This window comes from Pseudomonas sp. GW821-FHT07G06 (assembly GCF_058986625.1).
Map to the genome: position 1 here is coordinate 143,754 of NZ_JBYSVW010000008.1, position 23,536 is coordinate 167,289.

The 23,536-nt window shown below is 59.9% G+C and carries 19 protein-coding genes; 6 read left to right on the forward strand and 13 right to left on the reverse strand.

The genetic code is table 11. The annotated features are described in order from the left end of the window. Positions 1 to 117: 117 nt before the first annotated feature. The 9 genes from AC3WJW_RS15380 to yaaA form a co-directional block, all read right to left on the reverse strand. On the reverse strand, positions 118 to 1,239 hold the full coding sequence (locus tag AC3WJW_RS15380) for a mannuronate-specific alginate lyase (protein ID WP_493726584.1): 1,122 nt from the start codon (positions 1,237 to 1,239) through the stop codon (positions 118 to 120). Positions 1,240 to 1,247: 8 nt separating this feature from the next. Next, positions 1,248 to 2,696: an alginate O-acetyltransferase gene (locus tag AC3WJW_RS15385; RefSeq protein WP_218500780.1), complete on the reverse strand. Its 1,449-nt coding sequence runs from the start codon at positions 2,694 to 2,696 to the stop codon at positions 1,248 to 1,250. A 10-nt stretch (positions 2,697 to 2,706) separates the two neighbouring features. After that, on the reverse strand, positions 2,707 to 4,287 hold the full coding sequence (algG, locus tag AC3WJW_RS15390; RefSeq protein WP_493726585.1) for a mannuronan 5-epimerase AlgG: 1,581 nt from the start codon (positions 4,285 to 4,287) through the stop codon (positions 2,707 to 2,709). 26 nt (positions 4,288 to 4,313) lie between these two features. Then, on the reverse strand, positions 4,314 to 5,798 hold the full coding sequence (locus AC3WJW_RS15395; RefSeq protein WP_493726586.1) for an alginate export family protein: 1,485 nt from the start codon (positions 5,796 to 5,798) through the stop codon (positions 4,314 to 4,316). Continuing rightward, a complete protein-coding gene (gene algK / locus AC3WJW_RS15400) occupies positions 5,795 to 7,297 on the reverse strand; it encodes an alginate biosynthesis TPR repeat lipoprotein AlgK (RefSeq protein WP_493726587.1) in 1,503 nt (500 codons plus the stop codon). The genes AC3WJW_RS15395 and algK overlap by 4 nt, the downstream gene beginning before the upstream one ends. A gap of 15 nt (positions 7,298 to 7,312) precedes the next feature. Further along, entirely contained in the window at positions 7,313 to 8,482 is a 1,170-nt protein-coding gene (locus AC3WJW_RS15405) for a PilZ domain-containing protein (RefSeq protein WP_493726588.1), read from the reverse strand. A 35-nt stretch (positions 8,483 to 8,517) separates the two neighbouring features. Next, positions 8,518 to 9,999 carry a mannuronan synthase gene (gene alg8, locus AC3WJW_RS15410; RefSeq protein WP_493726589.1) on the reverse strand — a complete coding sequence of 494 codons (1,482 nt, stop codon included), beginning with the start codon at positions 9,997 to 9,999 and terminating at the stop codon, positions 8,518 to 8,520. 271 nt (positions 10,000 to 10,270) lie between these two features. Continuing rightward, positions 10,271 to 11,587 (reverse strand): nucleotide sugar dehydrogenase, encoded by a 1,317-nt coding sequence (locus AC3WJW_RS15415; RefSeq protein ID WP_007972653.1) that lies wholly within the window; start codon positions 11,585 to 11,587, stop codon positions 10,271 to 10,273. Between the two features lie 810 nt (positions 11,588 to 12,397). After that, complete coding sequence (gene yaaA, locus AC3WJW_RS15420; RefSeq protein WP_116581162.1) at positions 12,398 to 13,177, reverse strand: peroxide stress protein YaaA; 780 nt, start codon at positions 13,175 to 13,177, stop codon at positions 12,398 to 12,400. Positions 13,178 to 13,446: 269 nt separating this feature from the next. On the opposite strand from yaaA, the gene AC3WJW_RS15425 reads away from it, so the two are divergent. From AC3WJW_RS15425 to AC3WJW_RS15450, 6 genes are all read left to right on the forward strand, one after another. Beyond that, on the forward strand, positions 13,447 to 14,571 hold the full coding sequence (locus AC3WJW_RS15425) for a polysaccharide deacetylase family protein (RefSeq protein ID WP_493726590.1): 1,125 nt from the start codon (positions 13,447 to 13,449) through the stop codon (positions 14,569 to 14,571). Between the two features lie 336 nt (positions 14,572 to 14,907). Next, the gene (locus AC3WJW_RS15430; protein ID WP_007972659.1) at positions 14,908 to 16,302 is read left to right on the forward strand and encodes a PhoH family protein; all 1,395 of its coding nucleotides are present in this window, start codon (positions 14,908 to 14,910) and stop codon (positions 16,300 to 16,302) included. Between the two features lie 225 nt (positions 16,303 to 16,527). Beyond that, positions 16,528 to 17,001, forward strand: coding sequence for a cyclic pyranopterin monophosphate synthase MoaC (gene moaC / locus AC3WJW_RS15435; RefSeq protein ID WP_007972660.1), 474 nt, complete (start codon positions 16,528 to 16,530; stop codon positions 16,999 to 17,001). Further along, positions 16,998 to 17,240: a molybdopterin converting factor subunit 1 gene (gene moaD, locus AC3WJW_RS15440; protein WP_075945584.1), complete on the forward strand. Its 243-nt coding sequence runs from the start codon at positions 16,998 to 17,000 to the stop codon at positions 17,238 to 17,240. Before moaC ends, moaD begins: the two co-directional genes overlap by 4 nt. A gap of 3 nt (positions 17,241 to 17,243) precedes the next feature. Next, positions 17,244 to 17,696, forward strand: a complete 453-nt coding sequence (moaE, locus tag AC3WJW_RS15445) for a molybdopterin synthase catalytic subunit MoaE (RefSeq protein WP_218477550.1) — start codon at positions 17,244 to 17,246, stop codon at positions 17,694 to 17,696. Positions 17,697 to 18,002: 306 nt separating this feature from the next. Next, a complete protein-coding gene (locus tag AC3WJW_RS15450) occupies positions 18,003 to 18,779 on the forward strand; it encodes an ABC transporter substrate-binding protein (protein ID WP_095965502.1) in 777 nt (258 codons plus the stop codon). A gap of 84 nt (positions 18,780 to 18,863) precedes the next feature. On the opposite strand, the gene AC3WJW_RS15455 is transcribed toward AC3WJW_RS15450, so the two are convergent. From AC3WJW_RS15455 to rhlB, 4 genes are all read right to left on the reverse strand, one after another. After that, positions 18,864 to 19,505, reverse strand: a complete 642-nt coding sequence (locus AC3WJW_RS15455; RefSeq protein WP_493726591.1) for a helix-turn-helix transcriptional regulator — start codon at positions 19,503 to 19,505, stop codon at positions 18,864 to 18,866. A 90-nt stretch (positions 19,506 to 19,595) separates the two neighbouring features. After that, positions 19,596 to 20,723 (reverse strand): NAD(P)/FAD-dependent oxidoreductase, encoded by a 1,128-nt coding sequence (locus AC3WJW_RS15460; protein ID WP_493726592.1) that lies wholly within the window; start codon positions 20,721 to 20,723, stop codon positions 19,596 to 19,598. A 150-nt stretch (positions 20,724 to 20,873) separates the two neighbouring features. After that, on the reverse strand, positions 20,874 to 21,818 hold the full coding sequence (locus AC3WJW_RS15465) for an ornithine cyclodeaminase family protein (RefSeq protein WP_493726593.1): 945 nt from the start codon (positions 21,816 to 21,818) through the stop codon (positions 20,874 to 20,876). Between the two features lie 124 nt (positions 21,819 to 21,942). Beyond that, complete coding sequence (gene rhlB, locus AC3WJW_RS15470; protein ID WP_493726594.1) at positions 21,943 to 23,433, reverse strand: ATP-dependent RNA helicase RhlB; 1,491 nt, start codon at positions 23,431 to 23,433, stop codon at positions 21,943 to 21,945. Positions 23,434 to 23,536 lie beyond the last annotated feature (103 nt).

Below are 23,536 nucleotides of genomic sequence, written 5' to 3' on the forward strand. Positions count from 1 at the left end.
ACAACTAACCCTGTGGGAGCGAGCTTGCTCGCGATTGCGGTCTGACATTCAGCATCGATGTCGGCTGACACTCAGTCATCGCGAGCAAGCTCGCTCCCACAGGGTTTTGTATTTGGTCTAGGAACCCTTGCCCTTTTCATTGGCCGGGTCGTAGACCTTGGTCAGGTCACCGCCGAGGCGGAAGGTCTTGAACGGTTGCATCTTGTGTTTCTTCGCCAGCACCTCGGGCGAGCAGGTGTAGAGCGTGCAGAACGGTTCGAGCCAGGCAAATTTCGAGTCGACCTTAAGGTCGGTCATGTCCTGTTCCTTGCCGTTCTTTTCCTCGAACTCATCCGGGTCTTTCACCCCGGCGAGCACGCGATCACCGAGGCGTTTCAATGCACCGTTGTTTTCCTGACGCAAGTCCACACCGTTGACCTGGGCGAAACTGGCGATCATCGCCAGCGGCGGCAGGGCATAGTTGTGGTACGCCAGGGCCCGTTGTTCACGCTTGAGTTCGTTGGGCAGATAACCGTTGGCGTCGACCTGGTTGGCGCCGACCTTGAATTCCTTCACGGCCCAGTCGAACAGGTCGCGGCGGTTGGTGGCGACGGACGTGGCCATCACCGACCAGGCGGCCCAGTACGAGTGGTTGTTGGTCTGCTCGAGCGGCAGGTTGTCCCAGTCGCTGACCACCTGGTCGGCCATCTTGCTGAACCAGGCTTCGATCAACTGCGACTCTTGCTGATGGTTGGCCAGCGGACGGGAGTCGGAAAACTTCAGGCGAATGTATGAAGACGCCATGCTGCCCAGCGCCCATTTGCGCATCGACTTGCCGGTGTGGTTGAAGTCCTTGGACATCAAGGCATCGGCCTTGGCCCACGCGGTCAACCAATTGAGCGTGCATTCCAGTTGTTCCGGGCGACCGTCACGCATGAACTGCATCACGCGCTTGCTGGTGCCGCGCTCGATCTTGGTGATGTCGGCGGTGCTGTCGCGGAAGGCTTTTTCCGACTGCACGTTGAGGGTCGCGCGGGCCTTGTCCGAACCTTCGTACTTGCTGCGAAATTGCAACGAGCCGGTGTAAGGCGTCGGCATCGCATCGCAGCCTTCGCTCTTGTCGCCCGTCTTGAATTTATCCACAGGCGCAAAATAGCCCTGGGGTGGACGCAGTGGCGCCGCCGCTTGCGTGGCCCCGGCGAACATCGCCAGGCTCAAGAGCGTCGGTGCCAACAGTGTTGATAATTTCGGATTGCGCATAGCAGACCTCATTGCCCGACCGAAGCAGTACGCTGCTCGGTGCCCGGGAATACGTTGCGTTTGCAAATTTTCGCTTCGACTTTCTGAGGCGCGGCACCGGCTTCGGGGCCCTGGACTTCAACGGCCAGCAGGTTTTGCGAAGCCCAGTCTTCGTCCGTGCGCAACTCGAAAGCGAAACGCCCGTCAGTCTCGGAGGTTTCCGGTTTGTCGATCTTGATGTCCTCGTGGCGACCATTCATGTACCAGAGGGTGGCTTGCAGGGTTTTCACCGACGTATCGGCGAAGCGGATGTCGACCTGGTGGCTAGCGTTGCGCAGGTCCATGTTCTTGCTGTTGACCATCAACTCGTTTTTGCCCGGCTTGAGCGTGGCGCTGCCGGACATCTGTGCATCCTTGCCTTCGCAACCGTTGTCCAGCAGCGCCATCATCTGGCGGTAGATGGTTTCCTGGTCGAGGCGGTACAGCGGCGAGAATTCCCAGATGAGAATCTTCGGCGGGTTCTTCTGGAATTCGTCGCTGCCCAGGTACTGCAGCATCGAACCTTCCAGGCCGCCGCCGGGGAACGCCACGTTGAGAATGTCGGCGCCTATGGCCTCTTCGAGAAAACCGGCGAAGTTGTAGTTCTTGCCACTGTGGGAGGTACCCACGAGGGTGATTTGCGGGTTGCCGGAGTCGCCGAACAGGTCGCCATCACCCGCTTCGCCCTTCGGCTCGGTGGTGAACTGATCCATGTACTGGATCGCGTAGCTGGTGCCACAGAGTTGACCGGCCATGTTGTGCAATGTTCCGGTCTTGCCCATACGCCCCGACTTTTTGGTCTCGAATTCGCGCTTGGGAATGTCAGCGAATTCAGGCAATTGCTTGACCTTCTCGGCGACGATTTTCGCCGTGCGCTGGGCACCGTACGGGGTCCAGTGCTGGTCGCCACGGAAGTAGAAATCGTGGGCGGGCAGGGTGTCTGGCAACGACTCGTTGGTCAGCGGCGACAGATCCGGAACGACGTAGCCCATCTGCGCGAAACGGCCGAGCATGGACTTGTAGTTCCGCAGCGCCTTGTCGAAGTCGAAGCTGGCTTTCTCCGCCGGGTTGAGCTTGTTGCGGTTCACCAGGCCACGGGTCGGCTGGTACACGACAACCAGTTCCACGCCTTTGCTCTTGAACGCATCGTGCAGTTGCTTCATGCGTTTGTAGCCGGCGGGCGTGGTGTCGAATTCGGTGCGCAAGTCTTCTTGCGTACGGAACAGCCAGTCGCCCTGGGCCTGCACCAGCGTGGTGAAGTTCTGCTGATAACGGGTGGTGTAGTTCTTCGCGTCGTGGGCGGCCGGGCACAGGCTGCAGCAAGGCTCCGCGGTGAAGCTCGGTGCTTTGACTTCGTCGGCGCGAACACCGCCGCTGGCCGCGAGAATGCCGGCGGTCAGGGCCGACAGGCTGAGTAACTTGATCAAGTGTGGGTGCATAAGATTATCCTCAGTCCCGCATTTCGGTCTGGCGTTCGACGGGGTCGATCAGCACGGCTTTCTGCTGGCGCACCAGCAGGTCGAGAATTTCATCCTGGCGCTCGCCAAGGATGCCGGTGAAGCTGATACCGCTGGACTTGGTCGGTGCGAGCATCGACACGCGATACAACTCGACACTCAGCGGCGAGTCGATGGACAGCGGGCCGCTGCCGTTGGCCGCCAGTTCACCGCCGACCACGATCAGCGACACCTGGGCGTCGAACGGGTCGAGCTTGATGTCACGGTCGGTGTTGCTCAGGTCCTTGATGTGGCCGTAGACGCCGGTCAGGCCGTTGGCCATGGCGACGTTTTCGTACAGGCGAATGTTCACGCTGTTACGAATACGGATGCCGTGGCGCCGGTTGCTCAACACGCGGTTGCCCCACAGCAGGTTGTCGGCACTCTCGTAGAGGGTGATGCCGTCGGTATGGTTCTGGTAGATCTCGTTGTGGGCAATCAGGTTGTTCACGCTGTTACGGTCGATCACCAGACCCGACAACTTGTTGTCGTAGCTGCGGTTGTTGAAGATGAAGCTGTCGTTGACCTCACGGGAAATAATGATCCCGTGCTTCTTCTTGGTCCCGTACACCGTGTTGTCGGCAATGATCAGGCCGTGGGAACGGTCGTGCGGGTCGATGCCGTAGACGATGTTGTCTTTGTAGGTGTTGCCCTTGACCACGAAGTCGCGGGTCTCATAGCAGTAGAAGCCGTACCACATGTCCGAGAACTCGGAGCCGACGATCCAGCCGGTCGGCTCAGGACGCTTGAGCACCTTGGCCATGTTCGGCGTGTACTGGGAAATACTCACGCCGTAGGACTTACTGTTGGCATAACCGAAACTGGCGATCTTGCTGTTGGCGATGTAGGTCTCGGTGCCGCCCCAGGACAGCAGGAACGGACGGAACTCCTTCGGCGAATTGAACGTCGCCGGGCCGTTGTCCTTCTCGCGCCAGCCAGTGATTTTGGTGTCACGCACGAACAACTGGCCGTCGTTGACCAGGAACGCACCGCCCTCCTGGGACAGGCGCAGTTCCTGGGTCTGCTTGTCGATTTCGAGGATGCCGTGACGACCGACCACGATCGGCAAGCGGGACAGGAACACACCCGGCGAGGTTTCGCTGAAGTACTGCTTGGGGACTTTTTTCGCCAGGTCCTTGAGGTTCATGTAGCCGTCATCGACGAAGATCGCCTGGGGGATGCCGTGCTGACGCACCACCCACTCGGCCATCTTGTTGTCGCCACCGATGAAGTCCTTCAGGGCGTCTTCCTGCATCATCCGGCGCAGGCTGATCTTGCCCGGTTTGCTGCGCACGATTTTTGCCGCGATGGCTTCGGCTGTGTAGCCGGAAACGTCCGGCAGTTTCGGCGTGGCCAGTTCCAGCGGCGCGGTCGGTGCGCTGCTGACGGTGTAGGTCTTGGCCTGTTGCAGTTCCTTGGCAACAGTGGCCGGCTTGGCGGGCGCAGCGGGCTCCACAGTCGCGAAGGCAGCCGCACTTGCCAGTAGCATCGCGCCAGCCAGCAAGGTCAAGGAACCTTTCTTGGCACTGTTCATGTCGGGGACTCCCTTCGCGCTCTGCATCAGAATTTCCAGACCACGTCGATGAACGCGCGATGCATGTACGAATCGACTTCTTTGCCATAGGCGTCGCCGGGCTTGAACACACCGCCACGGAAGCGCACCAGGGCCGAAGGTTCATCGATCGCCTGACTCATCGACGCCGGCAACAGGCCTTGCTTGAAGTACTTGGTGACCACCAGGTCCATTTCCTGACCGAGGTCTTTTTCGCCATCGTTCAGCGGCAGCGAAGTGCTGGAGAGAATCGCGCCGGTGACGTCGTCGGTGTTGTTCTGCACGGCGTCGATGCCGTCGCTGGTGATCGGCTTGTTGCCGTCGACGCGCCAGAATTTGTGGTAGATCAGACTGGCGTCGTACTCGTCGTTGAGCATCCACGAACCGAACAGCGTGGCCGATTGCATGTTGTTCATTTCGCCACGGAAGGCTTCGCCGAAACGGTGCACGCGTGAACGTGTACCGGTGTAGTTCGAGCGGTTGCTTTCCAGGCCGTTCTGTTCGTAATCGGCGCTGGCCCGGGCGTAGGCCGCACCGACTTGCCAATGCGGATCGAGGCGCAGGCGCACGCCCAGGTCGGTGGCCCAGCCATCGACATTGCCGCTGCTCTTGGGTTGTGCCGGAGCGGTGCCATCAGCGTTCAGCGGGTTGACCGTGTCGCGGTCGCCACTCATGCCGGTGATGCTGCCCCAGTAGTTGAAGGTATTGGTGTTGCGCCAGTTGTAGGCATCGCTGTTGGCCTGCAAGCCCAGCCAGCTGATGTCGCCATTCTGTTTTTTGTCCAGCGAATCGGAAGGTACACCCGGTTCCGGATAGTCGAGCTTGCCGTCATCGTGAGTGTGGTGACCGCGAATGCCGGCCCAGTGACCCGGTGTCCATTGGTATTCGGCATCGGCGTAGGCGTGCAGGCGATCCTTGTCCTTGGGGGACAGTTCTTTCAGGTCAGTGCGGTACTCGCTGAAGCGCTCGGCGACACCCGCGTTGGCGCGCAACAAGGTGGTGTCGAAGGTCCAGTTCAGGGCTTCGATGTTGGTATCGCGCCATTGACCGTCGTCGTTGTGCAGACGCTGACGACCGAATTTCAGGATCTCGCCGGGGTAGGGCGTGAAACCGCTGTAGCCGACCCAGAATTCGCGCATGGCCAGGTAGTTCTTCTTGGTCTGGCGGTCATTGTTGCTGGTGTTCTCGGTGCCTTCGGACTCTTGCAGTGTGTCGGTCTCGATGATGTCGGTGGACGTCACCGCCTGACCCATGGCGTAAGCGCTCCACGCGCCGCTTTCGCCATATACCCACGGGCGCAGGTCAAGGCCGACGCCGTTGACGTCGCCGCCGCGCTGGGTGCCGAGGTCACGGTCGTCTTCGGACTGGCCGGTGATCTTCATGTCCAGGCCGAAGTTCTTGGTTTCTTCAGTCATCGCAGCAAGCGTCGGGCAAGACCAGATCAGCGCGAATGTCAGGCCGATACCAGCCTTCATGAATGGATTCAACTTCATTGGGATTCCTCGCTGACTTCTTCTTGCAGGGTATGCAGTTCCGGCGTGTTCGGGCTCAGGGCACCGCGCACGGCCTGTTCTTGTTTCAACAGGCGTTGGGCTTCGGCCAACCTGTCGGGCGGCAATTGCGTTTGGATTGTTTGCGCAAGCTCGGTGGCTTGCGGCGTATTCTGGGCCAGGGCCAGTTGGCTGAAGACGTAGGCGTTCAGCGGATCGGGCTTGGTGCCCTTGCCTTGGGAAAACAGTTGGGCGATGGCGAAGTCGGCGCTGTTCTGGCCGTTGCGCGCAGCGGTCAACAGATGGTCGAGAGCCTTCTGCGGATAGACCTTGCCCAGGTAGCCACGGCGATAGATCTGACCGAGGTAGTAATCGGCGGCGACTTCGCGGCCAACGGCTTTCTGGAAATGCTCCTCGGCGACCTTGGCGTCGGCCGGCACCAGCTTGCCTTCGAAGTAGAGCTTGCCCAGCAACAACTCGGCGCGTGGCTGGTCGGCGGCGCGGCCATTGTCCAGGTACTTCATCATCTGGTCGACGTCGCCCAGTTCGGGGAAGTCGTAGATCAACTGCGCGAGGCTGACCCACGACGCCGGGTAGCCCGGTGCGATCGGTTCGAGCAGCGATTGCGCGGTCTTCTCGTCGGTCTTGCCCAGGGTCGCATCGGCGAGCACGCGAGCGACGCTGTCGACGCGCTGCGCCGAAACGCTGCCGCGAGCGTGAGCCGCTTGCATCTGCTTGATCAGCTCGGCCTGTTGTTCTGGCTTGGCCTGTTTCTGGTAGACCGTGGCCAGCTCGACGTAGCAGATGTCGCTGGTGTTGAGCGCGGCCTTGCAGATCTTTTCCACGTCATCCAGATGCTGGTCGTAGGTGCCCTGGGTGCGATAGAGCAGCACTTGCGCCAAGCCGGCTTCCGGCTTGTTCTCGGCACGCCATTGGCTGATCTGCTGCTGGGCGTTGACGTTGGGGAAGCTGTGCGGGTACTGCAGGTACAGCATCGCCAGTGGAATCAGCGTGTTGCCTTCGCCCGCGGCGGCGGCTTTTTTCAACAGGGTTTCGGCTTCGTGCTGCTCGGCTTCGGTGGAACCGGGCTTGGCCACCAGCAGGCGACCGAGGCGTGCCTGGGCGCGCGGCGAAACGCTGGCCGCGGCGCGGTAAGTCGCCTCGGCCTGTTTCATCTGCGCCGGGTCATGGCTGTCGACCTGGATATCGGCCAGGCCGACCTGTGCTTCGCTGTAGCCCAGGTCTGCCAGTTGCCGGTAGTTCGCCGCAGCGGTGGCGGTATCGCCGCGCTTGAGCGCTTCGTTGGCCAGGCGCTGGTCGGGGAGGCCGGCGCAGCCAGTGAGGCTGACTGCCAGGGCTAGCGAACAGAACGCAAATCCCCTGTGGGAGCGAGCTTGCTCGCGATGCGGCTGGCTCGGTGCATCAGACAAACCGCGTCGATCCCATCGCGAGCAAGCTCGCTCCCACAGGGTCGGCGGCGTGTTGAGGGTTGGAGTAGTCACAGGCATGTCCTCGACTTAAAGACCGACAGCCATGGCTTTGTCGATCAGCCAGTTCAGGTTCGGGCCACGGTCGCTGTTCACTTCCACCGGGCGGCCGGCGAGGGAGCTGTCCAGGCTTTCGTCCGGCTGGATCAGCACGCGGATGTCCGAAGACAGGTCGGCGCTTTTCAGGCTGGTGCTGCTGACGATCTTGCCGGTGCGGCTCTTGTCCTCGCCGGCGATCTGGAAGCGCACCGAAGTACCCGGACGCACGTCGCCGAACTGGCGATAGGAGAAGCGCGCTTCAACATTGGCTTCGCTGTTGCGCGGCACCAGTTGGAAGATCACGTCGCCCTTGCTGGCGTACTGACCGTTGGCGACCATTTGCTGGGCCACGGTGCAATCGCAAGGCGAGGTCAGGGTGCCGGTCATCTGCTTGCCGAACAGTTCTTCAACCTTGGCCGGTTGCAGTTGGTCTTCGTCCAGATGGCCCTTGAGCACGTCGAGCATGCTGGTGCTGAAGGTCGCCAGCGGTGCGCCCTTGGCGGCCACGCCATCGGCTTTCACCAGACTCTGCACGGTGCCGTCGCGGGGCATGGTGATGTTCACGCCCGGTACGCTGACCAGACCGGCCTGGGCGTGGCTGACGAAGTACATGCCGTACACCGATTTGAAAACAAAACCGAAGGCGGCCAGACCGACAACGAAGATCCCCAGGCTGAAGGTCACGGCTTTCAGGCGTCCGAACGCGGACATGCCGTGGCCGCCGTCCTTGACCTTGCGCGCCTTGGTGAAGTTGTCGCGCTGCAGGGTCGCCAGCATTTCACCCACGCTGACGATGTCACCGGCCAGGTGCGAAGTGATCAGGTGGCGCAGGGTCGAGATGTCCCGTGGTTCCAGGTTCTGGAACTGGCAGCCGGCGCGTCCGGTCTCGCGGTCGAAGGAGCGGACCTGCAACTCGACGTCCATGGCCAGGCCGAGGTTGTCGATGACGAACTGCAGGCGGGCCTTGTACACATCGCCATTTTTCAGCGGCAACTGACCGGCGTTGAACGCCAGGCCACCGGCGGACAGGTCGATCACCCGGGCTTCGACCGGTGTCCGGTCAGGGCCGAAGAAGCGCAATTTGGCCGGGATTTTCACGCGGGCGTGTTGGCGCTGGGCTTCGGATTCGTGCACTACGTTGGCGTTGACGGCGGTATTCATAAGGGCGATTTCCTGGTTAATTCAATAAGGGGCGGTCAGACCATCAACAGCAGCACGGCGACAAAAATGCTGCCGGCAGAGAAGGTCATGGTCCGAGACGACCAGGTGTTGAACCAACGTTGAAAGCTGGCGAGATCACGGGTCAGAGAAGTGGGTTGGCGAGTCCAGGACTGTTGGTCGAGGCGGAAGAACACGTAGATCTTCACCAGCGCGCCGACGATCTGGTTGTAATAGAGAATCGCCGGGTAGGCCGGGCCGATCCGGTGTCCGGAGCACGACAGCAACAAGGTCAGGATGAACCGGGTGATGCCAATCCACAGCAGGTACACCAGGATGAACGCGGTGCCGTACTTGAAGCTGGCGATCAACGCCACGGTCAGGCCCAGCAGCGAGGTCCACATCGATACGCGCTGGTCGAACAGCACCACCGAAGTGAACATGCCGAGGCGTTTGATCCCCAGGCCCAGGGCACGGGAGTTCTGCCGCAGGTTGTTGCCGTACCAGCGGAACATCAGTTTGCGACTGGCCTTGATGAAGCTCTTTTCCGGCGGGTGTTCAACGGTGTTGATCGCCGCGTCGGGCACGTAGAAGGTGTCGTAGCCCAGGCGCATCAGGCTGAACCAGCTCGACTTGTCATCGCCGGTAAGGAACTTGAAGCGACCCAGGCGCCAGTGTTGCAGCGAGTCGCTTTCCACGTCGGCGATGAATTCCGGGTTGGTGACCACGGTGGCACGGAACACCGACATGCGCCCGGTCATGGTCAGCACGCGCTTGGACAGGGCCATCGAGCACATGTTGATGTGGCGCTGGGCGAAACGCAGCTTGTGCCATTCGCTCATGATGTAGCCGCCGCGCACTTCGCAGAACTCGTTGGTGGTCAGGCCACCGACGTTGCCGAACAACTGGAACCACGGCACGGTCTTGCGCACTGCGCCTTCGCCGAGCACGGTGTCGCCATCGATCACCGCGACCACGGCGCGATCATCCGGCAGGTGCCGGGAGATGGCGCGGAAGCCGTAGGCCAGGCCATCGCGTTTGCCAGTGCCAGGAATGCGCACGAAGTCGAGCTTGACCCGGGCCGGCGGGTTCATCCGGTTCCACAGGCTTTTGACCAGCAGCTCATCGGACATTTCCACGATGGAGCAGACCACGGTGGTCGGCAGGTCGCAGTCGATGGCTTCGCGGATCACCGAGCAGTAGACCTGCGCAGTGGTCAGCGCGTCGATACGGAAACTGGTGACCATCAGAAACACGTGGGACGGGTCAGCCGCTTTGCCCAGCTTGCGCACTTTGCGCCGCAGGTGCGGGTAGACGATGTACAGAAAGATCATGCCGCGCACAAAGTGCGTGGCACCCATCGAGTAGCGCCAGATACCCACGGCGCCAATCAGGAAAATGAAGTCCTTCGACTCGGAGTCGAACGTGGACACGGGCAACGCCATGGCGAGGCCCATCAGTAAACTCAGGTAGAACAGCCAACCGGCGGCCTGGAGTAGGCCGTGCTTTAGCCTGTGCATAATCTGCATCCGTCTCGATCTCGGGCGAGGCCCGATTGGGTTAAGGCAGGCTTACAAAAACTTGCAAGGTCACTGGTGACACCGATTTTCGAAACTCGGGTGAACCCGTGTAGGAGCTGCCGAAGGCTGCGATCTTTTGATCTTTTTCGGATTCACTCGGGACTCAAGTGATCCCGGTAAAGATCGCAGCCTCGTTTCACTCGTCAGCTCCTACAGTCAGCTCCTACATCGGTTTACACAGTTGCCGCGCGTCGCCGCGTGGTTTCTGTGTTTACCAGCAGATGCCTTCGGTACGACCTTTGACGCTGGTGGCTTTGGACATGAAGCCCACCAGGTCGATCACCTGCTTGCCGTGTGGTACGTCCTGCACCAGGGCACGGAATTTCTCGTCACGGTTGCCGAGGATGATCACGTCGGAGTTGTTGATCACCGCGTCGAAGTCGGCGTTGAGCAAGGACGAGACGTGCGGGATCTTCGACTCGATGTAGTCCTTGTTCGCGCCGTGAACGCGGGCGTACTCGACGTTGCTGTCGTAGATGCTCAGGTCGTAGCCCTTGCCGATCAGCATTTCCGCCAGGTCAACCAGCGGGCTTTCGCGCAGGTCGTCGGTACCGGCCTTGAAGCTCAGGCCGAGCAGGGCGACTTTGCGTTTGTCGTGGCTGGAAACGATGTCGAAAGCGTTCTGCACCTGGGATTCGTTGCTGCGCATCAGCGAGTTGAGCAACGGCGCTTCCACGTCCAGGGAGCCGGCGCGGTAGGTCAGCGCGCGCACGTCCTTTGGCAGGCACGAGCCGCCGAAGGCGAAGCCCGGGCGCATGTAGTACTGGGACAGGTTGAGGGTCTTGTCCTGGCAGACCACGTCCATCACTTCGCGACCGTCGACGCCGACCGCCTTGGCGATGTTGCCGATTTCGTTGGCGAAGGTGACCTTGGTGGCGTGCCACACGTTGCAGGTGTACTTGATCATCTCGGCGACCGCGATGTCCTTGCGGATGATCGGTGCGTCGAGTTCTTCGTACAGCGATTGCAGAACGTCACCGGACGCTTTGTCGAACTCGCCAATGACGGTCATTGGCGGCTGGTCGTAGTCGGCGATCGCGGTGCTTTCGCGCAGGAACTCAGGGTTCACGGCCACGCCGAAATCGACACCGGCCTTCTTGCCGGAGCAGTCTTCGAGAATCGGAATGACCACGTTGGCCACGGTGCCCGGCAACACGGTGCTGCGCACGACGATGGTGTGGCGAGTGGTCTTGTCACGCAGGACAAAACCGATTTCGCGGCACACTGCCTCGATGTAGTTCAGTTCCAGGTCGCCGTTTTTCTTGCTCGGCGTGCCCACGCAGATCATCGACAGGTCGGTGTCGCGAATCGCCTCGGCGAAGTTGGTGGTGCCACGCAGGCGACCGGTCTGGATGCCCTGGGCCAGAAGTTCGCCCAGGCCTGGTTCAACAATCGGCGATTTGCCGGCATTGATCATATCGATCTTGTCTTTGGCCACATCGACGCCAACGACGTCATGACCCCGTGCAGACAGGCAACCGGCACATACTGCGCCAACGTAACCCAAACCAAATATGCTGATGCGCATCGCAATTACCTCTGTATTGATCAAGCCATTAGATGGCCGGAGTTAATGGTGTTCAGCGTGTTTTAGTGCACTCGCAAGTGCGCCTTACAGGCGCAGCAATGCCCTGTGCTGGCATATAAGTTACGAGTGTCTAAATAAATGCACTCAATGGGTGCGCAACTAGGCCTTGTTGTTATGATTTGCCCTGTTATGCAGCCGATCCTCCTTTCGAAGGATGCAGGTGCAACGGCCTTGCACGCTTGATGTCAGGCCGAAAGCCCGTAGATCAAGCGGTTGGGTGCTCGGGTGAGCACGTTTATAGGGGCGCTGCCGTGGCCTTGTAGGGGATAGTCATACCGCGTTATCTCCTGTCCGCTCGCTGTTGTTCAAATCAGTGATTAGTCAGCGCAAGTTAGTATTGCAACTTCGCTACAAGAATCGCTTATCTGCGTAAGTTATCTCGTACAGGTTCGGCGAGAATCGTTACCGGTGGTATGAGCGGCGCGTTTGGACATAGTTCCGGTCCGCTCATCGTGAAATCTGAAATTTCTTGAAATATTGAGAAAGATGGCACTGCTCTCAAATTGATAGCACTTGCCGTTTGGCCCTTTATATATAGGCGGATAATTGGGGCGGATAGTTTTTTGCCACTACTGTTAAAAAAAGTCAGTGCCACTACGCAAAAAAATGATTGAAGTCGAGTGAAACTAAAGTTAGGAAAACGATCGATGGTTTTTTGACGCCAATAGGCTGGCGATCAGGGGGGGGAATTGTCGGACGATCAATGGGCAGCGCATGAGGGGGTGTTCGCTCATGCGCTGACCGGCTGCATCACTCTGGTGCGTGATCGCGCAGAAACACCAGGTTGTCCGGTTTGGACTGTTCAGCGCTGTAGCGATAGCCTTGAACGTCGAATTGCTTGAGGGTGGCCGGATCGTTGATGCGCTCTTCGATGACGAAGCGGCTCATCAAGCCGCGGGCCTTTTTCGCGTAGAAGCTGATGATCTTGTACTGGCCGTTCTTCAGGTCCTTGAATTCGGTATTGATGATGCGTGCGTTCAAGGCGTTGCGCTTGACCGCCGAGAAGTACTCGTTGGACGCCAGGTTGAGCAGCACGTCATCGCCTTGATCGACCAGGGCTTCGTTCAGCCATTCGCTGATGCGTGTACCCCAGAAGGCATACAGGTCCTTGCCCCGGGCGTTGGCCAGCCGGGTGCCCATTTCCAGGCGATAGGGTTGCATCAGGTCCAGTGGACGCAGCAGGCCGTACAGGCCGGACAACATGCGCAGATGCTGCTGGGCATAGTCGAAATCGGCTTCGCTGAAGGTTTGTGCATTCAGGCCGGTGTACACATCGCCCTTGAAGGCCAGCAGCGCCTGCTTGGCGTTTTCCGGGGTGAACGCGGGCGTCCAGCTGCCGAAACGCGCGGCGTTGAGCCCGCCGATCTTGTCGGAAACGTGCATCAATTCGCTGATCTGTGCCGGGGACAACTCGCGCAACTGCAGGATCAGCTCCTGGGAGTGGTCGAGGTACTGCGGCTGGGTGAAGCGCTGGGTGGCGGGCGGTGTTTCATAGTCGAGGGTCTTGGCGGGTGAAATCACCATCAGCATGAAGTCGTCTCCTTTAATCGTGGCCGCGATTCTAGGGGGTTGTCGGCGTTGACTCCAGCTATCGGGGTAATAGGTGATGGCCGGTGGCCTTGCACCAAACCCTGTGGGAGCGAGCTTGCTCGCGATTGCGGTCTGACATTCGGAAAAGATGTTGGCTGATGCACCGTCATCGCGAGCAAGCTCGCTCCCACAGGAGATTGGGGTTGCTGCGGGAATGAGGGCCGCGATCAGCTATAGTGCCGCGCGGGTTTTGTTATGGAGACATCCCATTGCGCATCGCTTTTCTCATTTCGATCTGGCTACTGAGCGTCGGCGCCATCGCGGCACCGGGCGATGTGGCGACGCTTGATCGCAGCACCTGGCCAGAAAAACTCGTCAGTCCAACGCTGTTCGACGTGGCGTCGAGGGCCGAGATCCTCATGTTTTCCAGTGTGCTGTTGGCCAGCGAATCGCTGGATGAACCCGCCCTGGCCCAGCGCCTGGGCTTGCGCACCATCAACCTGGAGTCGGTCAACCGGGTTCGCCAGCATCTGTGGCAACGGCTGCTGGCCAACTACAACTACGCCCAACAGAGTTGCGATCAGGATGCGTCGTTCTGTTTTCTGGTCGAAGACATGCCCACCCTGCGCGAACAAGCCGCCAAGTTCCAGGTCAGTGCAGAAAGCTACTACATCAAGTGGGCCGAACCGAGTCGTGCGTTCCATACCCAGTACCTGGACGAACAATTGCGCAAGGCCGCCCTGTTCCCGCAAACCAGCAGTGAAGTCGATCATTTTGGCGACTATGAGCGCTCCGGCGACGGGATGCATGACCGGCTGTTTCTGCTGACCTTCGACAGTGCTGCCAACGCCGCGCCGGACAACACCGCCTGGGTCACCGAGTACCTGCGCAAGTCGAACATGAGCGGGACGTTCTTCGTCCTCGGCAAGGACATCCAGGCCCGTTTGGCCGAGCAATCGGTGAGTCACCTGCAAGCGACCTACTCGACCCAGTGCATCGGCGTGCAAGGCTGGGAGTTTCGCTCCCACAGTCACTGGCAGGACTGGCAGGACTCGGTGCGCCGCAGCGCCGAACTGGTCAAAAGCAAGCTGCCGGAGAACTTCGTGCCACTGTTCCGTCCGCCCGATGGCCAGCGTCGTTCCGATGCCGAAGGTTTCTTCAAGGCTCAGGGTTTGCAGGTAGCGCTGTGGGACATCGATGCCCAGGACGGCGCCGGCAAACTCAAGGGCAACCCGAGTGCGCAACGGGTGCTGACCCTGATGCTGCTGTGGCGGCACGGGGTGATCAATTTCAATGTGAAACAGGATGCAGTGAAAACGGCGTTGCCGTGGCTGGTCACGCAAACGGCGCCGGTCGGGATCGGTTGGGAGGATTGCCAGGATGCGTTTCGCTGAAACGGCCAAACCCAGTAAACATTGGGTTTTTTGCGAATTTGCAGGAGAATTCGTTGCAGGTTGACTTCCGACTGTAAACGGGTGATGGCAGTCCGCCAAGTGTTATTGGTCACTCTGAAAAATAAACTTCAAAAAAGCGTCAAAGTACTTTTTTCTGTCACACGTTTTGGAGTATTACGAAGACAGACCGCCGAAACCTGCAACACAGGTGGCGTCTCCCAAGACCCCGCTATGCAGGCAAAACACTTGAGTCCCCGCAGGTGTATTCGGCAGTCACTTCGAGGCGCAGCACCGTCAGGGTATTGCGTCGAATGGCTCCCACAAAGGTGACCGAGTATGGATGATCACGGACGTAGCTCTTCTTCCAACCAGCCAATCCTTTATGTACTCGATACCAACGTATTGATTCACGATCCAAACGCGCTGCTCAACTTCGAAGAACACCACGTCGCAATCCCGATGACCGTGCTTGAAGAGCTCGACAAGCTCAAGAGCGGGCATCACAGCGTTGCCGCCGAATGCCGCCAGGCCATCCGCCTGATCGACAAGACCCTGGGCGATGCCTCACCCGAGGACGTCGAGCAGGGTGTTCCGATCCAGCGTGGCAAAAGCGGGCCCAAGGGTTTGCTGTCAATTCTGATGAGCAAGCATGCCGAGCCGAACCTGATTCTGCCCGAGCACCTGAATGACAACAAAATCATCAATCAACTGATCGATCTGCACACACGCGACCCGAAAAAGCCCGTGGTGCTGGTCACCAAAGACATCAACATGCGCCTCAAGGCGCGCGCCTGCGGGATCGCGGCCGAGGACTACAGCACCGACCAACTGGTCGATGACGTGTCCTTGCTGCCCAATGGCTACCACAACATGACCGGCTCTTTCTGGGACCGTGTGAGCAAGGTCGAAACCCGTCAAGACCACGGCCGCACCTGGCACCAGGTACAGTTGATCGACAACCTGCCGGCGGTGCACATCAATGAATTCATCATTGATGAGCAGGGCTTTGTCGGCTGGATCAAGGAGATCGAAGAGGACCGCTTGCTGATCCTTGACCTGCACCAGGAACCACTGTTGCACCAAGAGGCCTGGGGCCTGAAACCGCGTGATATCTATCAGAGCCTGGCGTTGTACGCCTTGCTCGATCCGGACATCCACCTGGTCAACCTGTCGGGTGCCGCGGGCTCGGGTAAAACCATCCTGGCGCTGGCCGCTGCGATCGAGCAGACCATGGTCAGCAAACGTTATCGCCGCATCATCGCCACCCGGAGCGTGCAGGGCCTGGACCAGGAAATCGGCTTCCTGCCCGGCACCGAGGCGGAAAAAATGGAGCCGTGGCTGGGCGCCATCACCGACAACCTCGAAGCCTTGCACATGGATGACGAAAGCACCCATGGCAGCGTCGACTACATCCTCAGCAAAGTGCCGTTGCAGTTCAAATCCCTCAACTACATCCGGGGGCGCAGCTTCCAGCAGAGCCTGATCCTGATCGACGAATGCCAGAACCTCACGCCGCACCAGATGAAAACCATCATCACCCGTGCCGGCGCCGGTTCCAAAGTGGTGTGCCTGGGCAACCTGGCACAGATCGACACCCCTTACCTGTCCGCGACCAGCTCCGGGCTGACCTACCTCACTGAACGCTTCAAGGACTTCCCGAACGGGGTGCACATCACCCTGCAAGGGGTACCACGCTCGATCCTGGCCGAATACGCCGAATCGCACTTGTAATCGCTTCATCGAAACCGGGCGGCCTCAAAAGCCGCCCGGTTTTTTATGGCGAACAACAATCCCTGTAGGAGCTGCCGAAGGCTGCGATCTTTTGATTTTGCTTTTAAGGGCAAGATCAAAAGATCGCAGCCTTCGGCAGCTCCTACAGGGGCACGTCCGATAATCGTGCGTGCGAAAAATTGACCCACAGGTTTACAATCGACGCTCCTGATCAGGAGTAATCCCGTGCTGACACATCTCGATTCCCAAGGCCGCGCCAACATGGTCGACGTCACTGAAAAAGCCGTGACGTTCCGTGAGGCGACGGCCCAAGCGCTGGTGCGCATGCTGCCCGAGACCCTGCAGATGATCGTCAGCGGCGGCCACCCCAAGGGTGATGTGTTTGCCGTGGCGCGCATTGCCGGCATCCAGGCGGCGAAGAAAACCAGCGATCTGATTCCCCTGTGCCATCCGCTGATGCTGACCGGCGTCAAGGTCGAGCTCAGTGCCGAAGGCGACGATTCGGTGCGCATCGTGGCGCGCTGCAAGCTGTCCGGGCAGACCGGCGTCGAGATGGAAGCCCTGACCGCCGCCAGCGTCGCCGCGCTGACGATCTACGACATGTGCAAGGCCGTAGACCGCGGCATGACCATCGAAAGTGTGCGTCTGCTGGAGAAGGTCGGCGGCAAGAGCGGACATTTCCAGGCGGAGCAGCCATGAACGTGACCGTGAAGTTTTTCGCCCGTTATCGTGAAGCGCTGGGGCTGGACTCGGTGAAGGTTGAAGGCAACTTCGCCACCGTCGACGATGTCCGCGCGTTGCTGGCCCAGCGTGACGGTGCCGAGGTATTGAGCGAGCAGAACCTGATGTGCGCCCGCAACGAAGACCTCTGCCAGCTCGACGAGCCGGTCAGCGAGGGCGATGAAGTGGCGTTCTTTCCGACCGTGACCGGAGGCTGAACCATGGCCATTCGCGTGCAGTCCACGCCGTTCGATCCGGGCGCCGAGGTCAACGCCATGCACGACGCCAATGTCGGTGTGGGGGCGGTGGTGAGTTTTGTCGGCTATGTGCGCGACTTCAATGATGGCCTGGACGTCGCCGGGATGTTCCTCGAACACTATCCCGGCATGACTGAAAAGGCCTTGGGCAAGATCGCCATCGAGGCCGAGCAGCGCTGGCCGCTGCTCAAGCTCGAAGTGCTGCACCGCATCGGCGCCCTGGAACCGGGCGAGCCGATTGTCTTCGTCGGCGCGGCCAGCGCTCATCGCCAGGCGGCATTCGACGCCTGCGCCTTTGTCATGGATTACCTGAAAACCCGCGCACCGTTCTGGAAGAAAGAAATCACCAGCGACGGGCCGCGTTGGGTCGAGGGACGTGACAGTGATCATGCGGCGGCAGATCGCTGGAAGCAGTAGTTCCTTCTGCGTTCTTTAGTCAGTCATCGCGAGCAAGCTCGCTCCCACAGTGGATCTGGTCGAACATGAATTTTGTGTACGACGAAGAACCTGTGGGAGCGAGCTTGCTCGCGATGAGGCCTTTCGATTCAACCAATCACTCCTGGATTCACCACCCGACCATCGGCCGGCACGGTCTGCATTTGCCCGATTGACGGGCAATACATAAAAGTCCAAGATGGAATTATAAGTACAAAAAAGGTTTCCACCCCGTTTCAGCTTTTTCTTCTGTCTTGCCAAACCAACAACAACCGCGAGAAAACGAACATGAAGAAGTTCCCCCTCATCACCGGTCTGGCCCTGAGCCTGTTGGCGTGCAGTTCTGTGTTCGCCGCCGAGAAAACCCTGCGCATCGGCATCGAAGCCGCGTATCCACCGTTCGCTTCGAAAACCGACAAAGGCGAAATCGTCGGTTTCGACTATGACATCGGCAATGCCCTGTGCGCGCAGATGAAGGCCAAGTGTGTGTGGGTCGAAGGCGAGTTCGACGGTCTGATTCCTTCCCTGAAGGTGAAGAAAATCGACATGGCGCTGTCGTCCATGACCATTAATGAAGACCGCAAGAAGTCGGTGGACTTCACCCACAAGTACTATTTCACTTCGTCACGGCTGGTGATGAAGGACGGCGCGGTGGTGGATGACCAGTACGCCAGCCTCAAGGGCAAGACCGTCGGCGTGCAGCGTGCCACCACCACGGACCGTTACGCCACCGAGGTGTTCGAGCCGAAGGGCATCAACGTCAAGCGCTACAGCAATAACGAAGAAATCTACATGGACCTGGCGGCCGGTCGCCTCGACGCGATTTTTGCCGACACCATTCCACTCAATGACTTCCTGTCGATGCCGCGTGGCAAGGGTTACGCCTTTGTCGGGCCTGAGCTGAAAGATCCGAAATATGTGGGCGAGGGTGCGGGGATTGCCGTGCGCAAGGGCAACACTGAACTGGTCAGTGAGTTGAACACGGCCATTGATGGCATTCGTGCCAGTGGTGAGTATCAGAAGATTTCCGACAAGTATTTCAAGTCGGATATTTATGGCGACTGATTAAAAAGATCGCAGCCTGCGGCAGCTCCTACAGGGGAATGCGTTCTACTGTAGGAGCTGGCGAAGCCTGCGATCTTTTGATTTTCAGCCCTTCAATTCCTTCAAATGCTTGTACACCGTCGCCCGGCCCATGTTCAGCACATTGGCTACGTAGTTCGATGCGCTTTTGCCTTTGAACGCGCCTTCGGCGTGCAACGCCAGCACCAGCTCACGCTTGTGGTCGCGGGTCAGCAGGTTCAGGCTCAACTGACGTTCGCGCAACCAGGCGTGGAGGAAGGTGTTGATCCGCTCCTGCCAGTCATCGCGGAACAGTGCATCCGGTTGCGGGATCAGCTTGGTCGGCGACAGGAACAGGTCCAAAGCGGCCTTGGCATTCTCGAACAGCGAAATATTCAGGTTGATGCATAGCACCGCCAGCGGATGACCTTCGTTGTCGCGCAGTACCGTGCTGAGGCTGCGAATCTTCTGGCCATCCCAATTGAGCTTTTCATACGGCCCGATGTTTCGTTCGCTGACATCGTCGCTGAGCATGTCTTCCAGCGCCGAGTCGTCGCCGATTTCCCGCTTGGACAGGTTGTTGGCGATGTAGTCGACCTTTTGCGTGCGCAGGTCATGCAGCACCACTTCGGCGTGGGGGAAAAACAACGTGGCGATGGCATCGGCGATCGCCCGGAAGTTATCCAGCGATAGGGTGTTCGGGGCCGAGTCTTTTTCGGGGGCGTTCATACTGTGGAACTCCAGGCAGCGTCAGCGCCCCATCAAAGGGGCGCTGAAAGTGTGCCGTAATCGTGTGGGCACGTCACCTGAGGATCAGGCTCAGCCGAGGCGGGCAGGGGAGAGCATGTCGGCATTCAGGCCGAAACGGCCGAGCGACTCGGGCAACGCTGCACCGCGCACCAGTGCCGCACTGGCCTGGCCCATGGCCGGCGAAGTCTGGATGCCATACCCGCCTTGCGCCGCGACCCAGAACAGCCCTGGCACCTGTGGATCGAAGCCGGACAGCAAATCGCCGTCGCTGACGAAGCTGCGCAGGCCGGCCCAGGTGCGGGTCGGGCGGCGAATGGTCAGGGTCGTGGCTTCTTCGATCTGGTAGATGCCCATGGCGATGTCCAGCTCTTCAGGCTGTACGTCATGGGGTTCCACCGGGTCGGCGTTGGCCGGCGAACCGAGGAACATCCCGGCGTCGGGTTTCATGTAGAAGGATTCGTCGAGGCTGACCAGCATCGGCCAATGATGGATGTCCACACCCTCCGGGCCGGCGAAGATGAATGCGGCGCGACGTTTCGGTTGCAGGCCCAGGGGCCTGGCGCCGGCCAGTTCGCCGATCCTGTCGGCCCAGGCGCCGGCGGCGTTGATGATGACCGGGGCGCTGAACGTCTGAGTGCCGGTCTGGACGTGCCATGTACCCTGGTCATCGCGGCTCAGGCTGACGACTTCGGCGTCGGTGTGGACTTCGCCCCGGTTGCGGCGGATGCCGCGCAGGTATCCCTGATGCAGGGCATCGGTGTCGATGTCGGTAGCGGTCGGATCGTAGATCGCACCGTGGACTTTTTCCCGGCGCAGGATCGGCACCAGCGCGCAGGCCTCGTCGGTGCTGAGCAATTGCATCTCCGGCACCGTGGCTTTCGCGCTCTGGTATTGCCTGTTCAGTTCGTCCGGGTCGCCGGTGAAATCCACGGTCATTTCGCCCCGTGGGGTCAGCAGCGGGTGTTCGCAGAAACCGCTGGGCGGATTGTCGAAAAAGTCCCGGCTGGCCAGGGTCAGTGCGCGAACCTGCGGGGTGCCGTAGGCGGCGGTGTACAGCGCCGCCGAACGTCCGGTGGAATGGTAGGCCGGATGGGATTCGCGTTCGAGAACGATCACACGGCCATGCTGCGACAGCCAGAAACCGGTGGAAGCGCCGGCGATACCGCCGCCGATGATGATGAAATCTGCCTGGCTCATGAACGTCTCCTGATGGGGCGTAAATGCCAATGGTGTAGAGATTTCCTGTGGGAGCGAGCCTGCTCGCGAAAGCGTCGGATCAGTCAACATCTATGTTGAATGAAAGATCGTATTCGCGAGCAGGCTCGCTCCCACAGGTGAGTGGTGGTGTCAGCGGGACAGGCGGTAGATGGCGTTGGCCAGCGCAATGTCTTCCAGGCCCAGGCCGATGGAGCGGAAAAACACATGCCGATCGTAACCGGGGCGCTGGACTTTATCGCTGTGCAGGTCCGGCAGGTCGCCGACAATCAGGCTCTTGTCCCAACCGTGTTGTTCGCCGGCGATCAGCATTTCACCGGCCGCGCCCGGGGTGGTCAGGCGATAGTCGCAGAACACCTGCATGTCATTGAGGCTTTGCGGCGGCACTTCGTGGGCACGCGGGGCGTTGGTGCTGATAGAGGTGATCAGCGCCGGTTTGCGCAAGCTCGACGGATCGATCACCGGACCGGCGGATGAGGTGCAGAGCATGATCACGTCGGCGTCCTGCACGGCAGCTTCGCGACTCTCGACGATGTTCAGGCGTGGCTCGATGTTTTTCAGCAGGCTCACGGTTTGAGCGTCATCGCTCAGGTTCGGCGCGTACAGGCTGATGCTCTGCCAGTCGCGCAGGCTTTTCACGTAATGCAGGTGCGCCTGGGCCACTTTGCCGCTGCCGATGATGGCCAGGCGATTGGCTGTCAGTGGCGCGAGTGCATCGACCGCCACGGCAGTGGTCGCGGCGGTGCGTGCGGTGGTCAGTTCACCCGCGTCGCACAGCAACAGCGGCTGGCCGGTCTGCATCGACATCAGCACAGTCCACGCGGTCACCAAGGGGCCCTGCTCACGGACGATGTACGGCGAAGTCTTGATGCCGTACACGCCGTCTTGGGCCAACACCCCCAGGTAGTTGATGAAGTCGCCGGCGCCCTGGGGAAATTCCACCAGTTGTTGTGCCGGTTGCACGGCTTGCCCGGCCGCCAGGTCACGGAACATTTTGCGCAGGATCTGCGGCACGTCGACCTGCGCCAGTAACTCGCGAGCCTGATGTTGGTTGATCACTTGGGGCGTATGGGACATGGTCGGCTCCGGGACTGAAAGTAAACTAATTTGTCTATTATGGACTTTTAGTTGTATCTCACAATATCCGGGCGAAAAAAAAAGCGCAGTCCGTTTCCGGCTGCGCTTGTCTTTCCAGCGTCGTTTAGTGCGGACGCTTGCGCTCAACCGCCCGCAACAGATGCGTCGGTGGTGTTTCACAGCTGATCTTGCGCCCCAGTTTTTCCTCGATGGACGGTAACTGGTAGGAGTCGTCTTCACCGGCAAAGCTGATGGACACACCGTCGGCGCCAGCACGACCGGTCCGTCCGATGCGGTGCACGTAGTCGTCGGGCACTTCCGGCAGGGTGAAGTTGATCACGTGGCTGATGCCGTCGATGTGGATACCGCGACCGGCCACGTCAGTGGCGACCAGGACGCGGATCTTGCCTTCGCGGAAGCCTTCGAGGGTCTTGATGCGCTTGTGCTGCGGAACATCGCCGGACAGTTGCGCGGCGTTGATGCCGTCGCGCACCAGGCGTTCTTCGATGCGCCGCACTTCATCCTTGCGGTTGGCGAACACGATCACCCGTTCCCAGCCATTGTCGTTGACCAGGTTGTAGAGCAGTTTGTATTTGTCGGCAGCGGCCACGGCGTAGATGTGCTGCTCGACGTTTTCGTTGGCCACGTTGGTGACTTCGATTTCGACGATGGCAGGGTCGGTGGTCCATTGCTTGGCCAGGTTCATCACGTCTTCGGTGAAGGTCGCGGAGAACAGCAGCGTCTGGCGCTCGGCCTTCGGCGGCGTCTGGCGAATGATCTGGCGCACTTGCGGGATGAAGCCCATGTCGAGCATGCGGTCGGCTTCGTCCAGCACCATCACTTCGACCATGTCCAGGTGCACGTCGCCGCGCTGGTTGAAGTCCAGCAGGCGGCCCGGTGTGGCTACCAGGATGTCGCAGTGGCGGGCTTCGAGGTGCTTGAGCTGCTTGTCGAAGTCCATGCCGCCGACGAAGGTCATGACGTTGAGGCTGGTGTACTTGGTCAGGTCGGCGGCGTCCTTGGCGATCTGCACCACCAGTTCGCGGGTCGGCGCGATGATCAGCGCCCGTGGCTCACCCATGTAGCGCTCTTTCGGCGGCGGGGTTTGCAGCAACTGGGTGATGATCGAGATCAGGAACGCAGCGGTTTTGCCGGTACCGGTCTGGGCGCGGCCGATGGCGTCTTTGCCGGCGAGGGTGAAGCCCAGCACCTGAGCCTGGATCGGCGTGCAATACGGGAAGCCCAGGTCCTGGATGGCGTGCATCAGTTCAGGGGCCAGCTTGAAATCGTGGAAGCGGGTTTTGCCTTCCTGGGGCTCGACAACGAAGTCTTCGAGTTTCCATGGGATGACCGGCGCCTTGGGCTTGGGTTCGCGGCGCGGTTTGGCGGGTTTCGGTATTTCGCTGAGCGGCTGTTCCGGGGCTGCTATCGCCACAGGCTGGGCAGTGGGTGCGGGCTTCGGCTCATGCTTGGGTGCCGCCGTGGTGGCGGCCCGTTCAGACTGATTACCGTCGGTGCGGTGGCTGGGAGCGTGAGACGGAGCGCTGGGGACTGGCGCGAGTTGCTCAGTCTCGCTTTTACCGAACATTTTCTTGAGTGCTTTGAGCACGGTCATCTCATCAATTGGTTAAGGAATGTACGCCGGCCAGTGTAATGCAAGAATCGGGCGCGGCGTAGTGGGATGGATCAAAGGGGCCTTTTAAACAAAGAAAGGAACC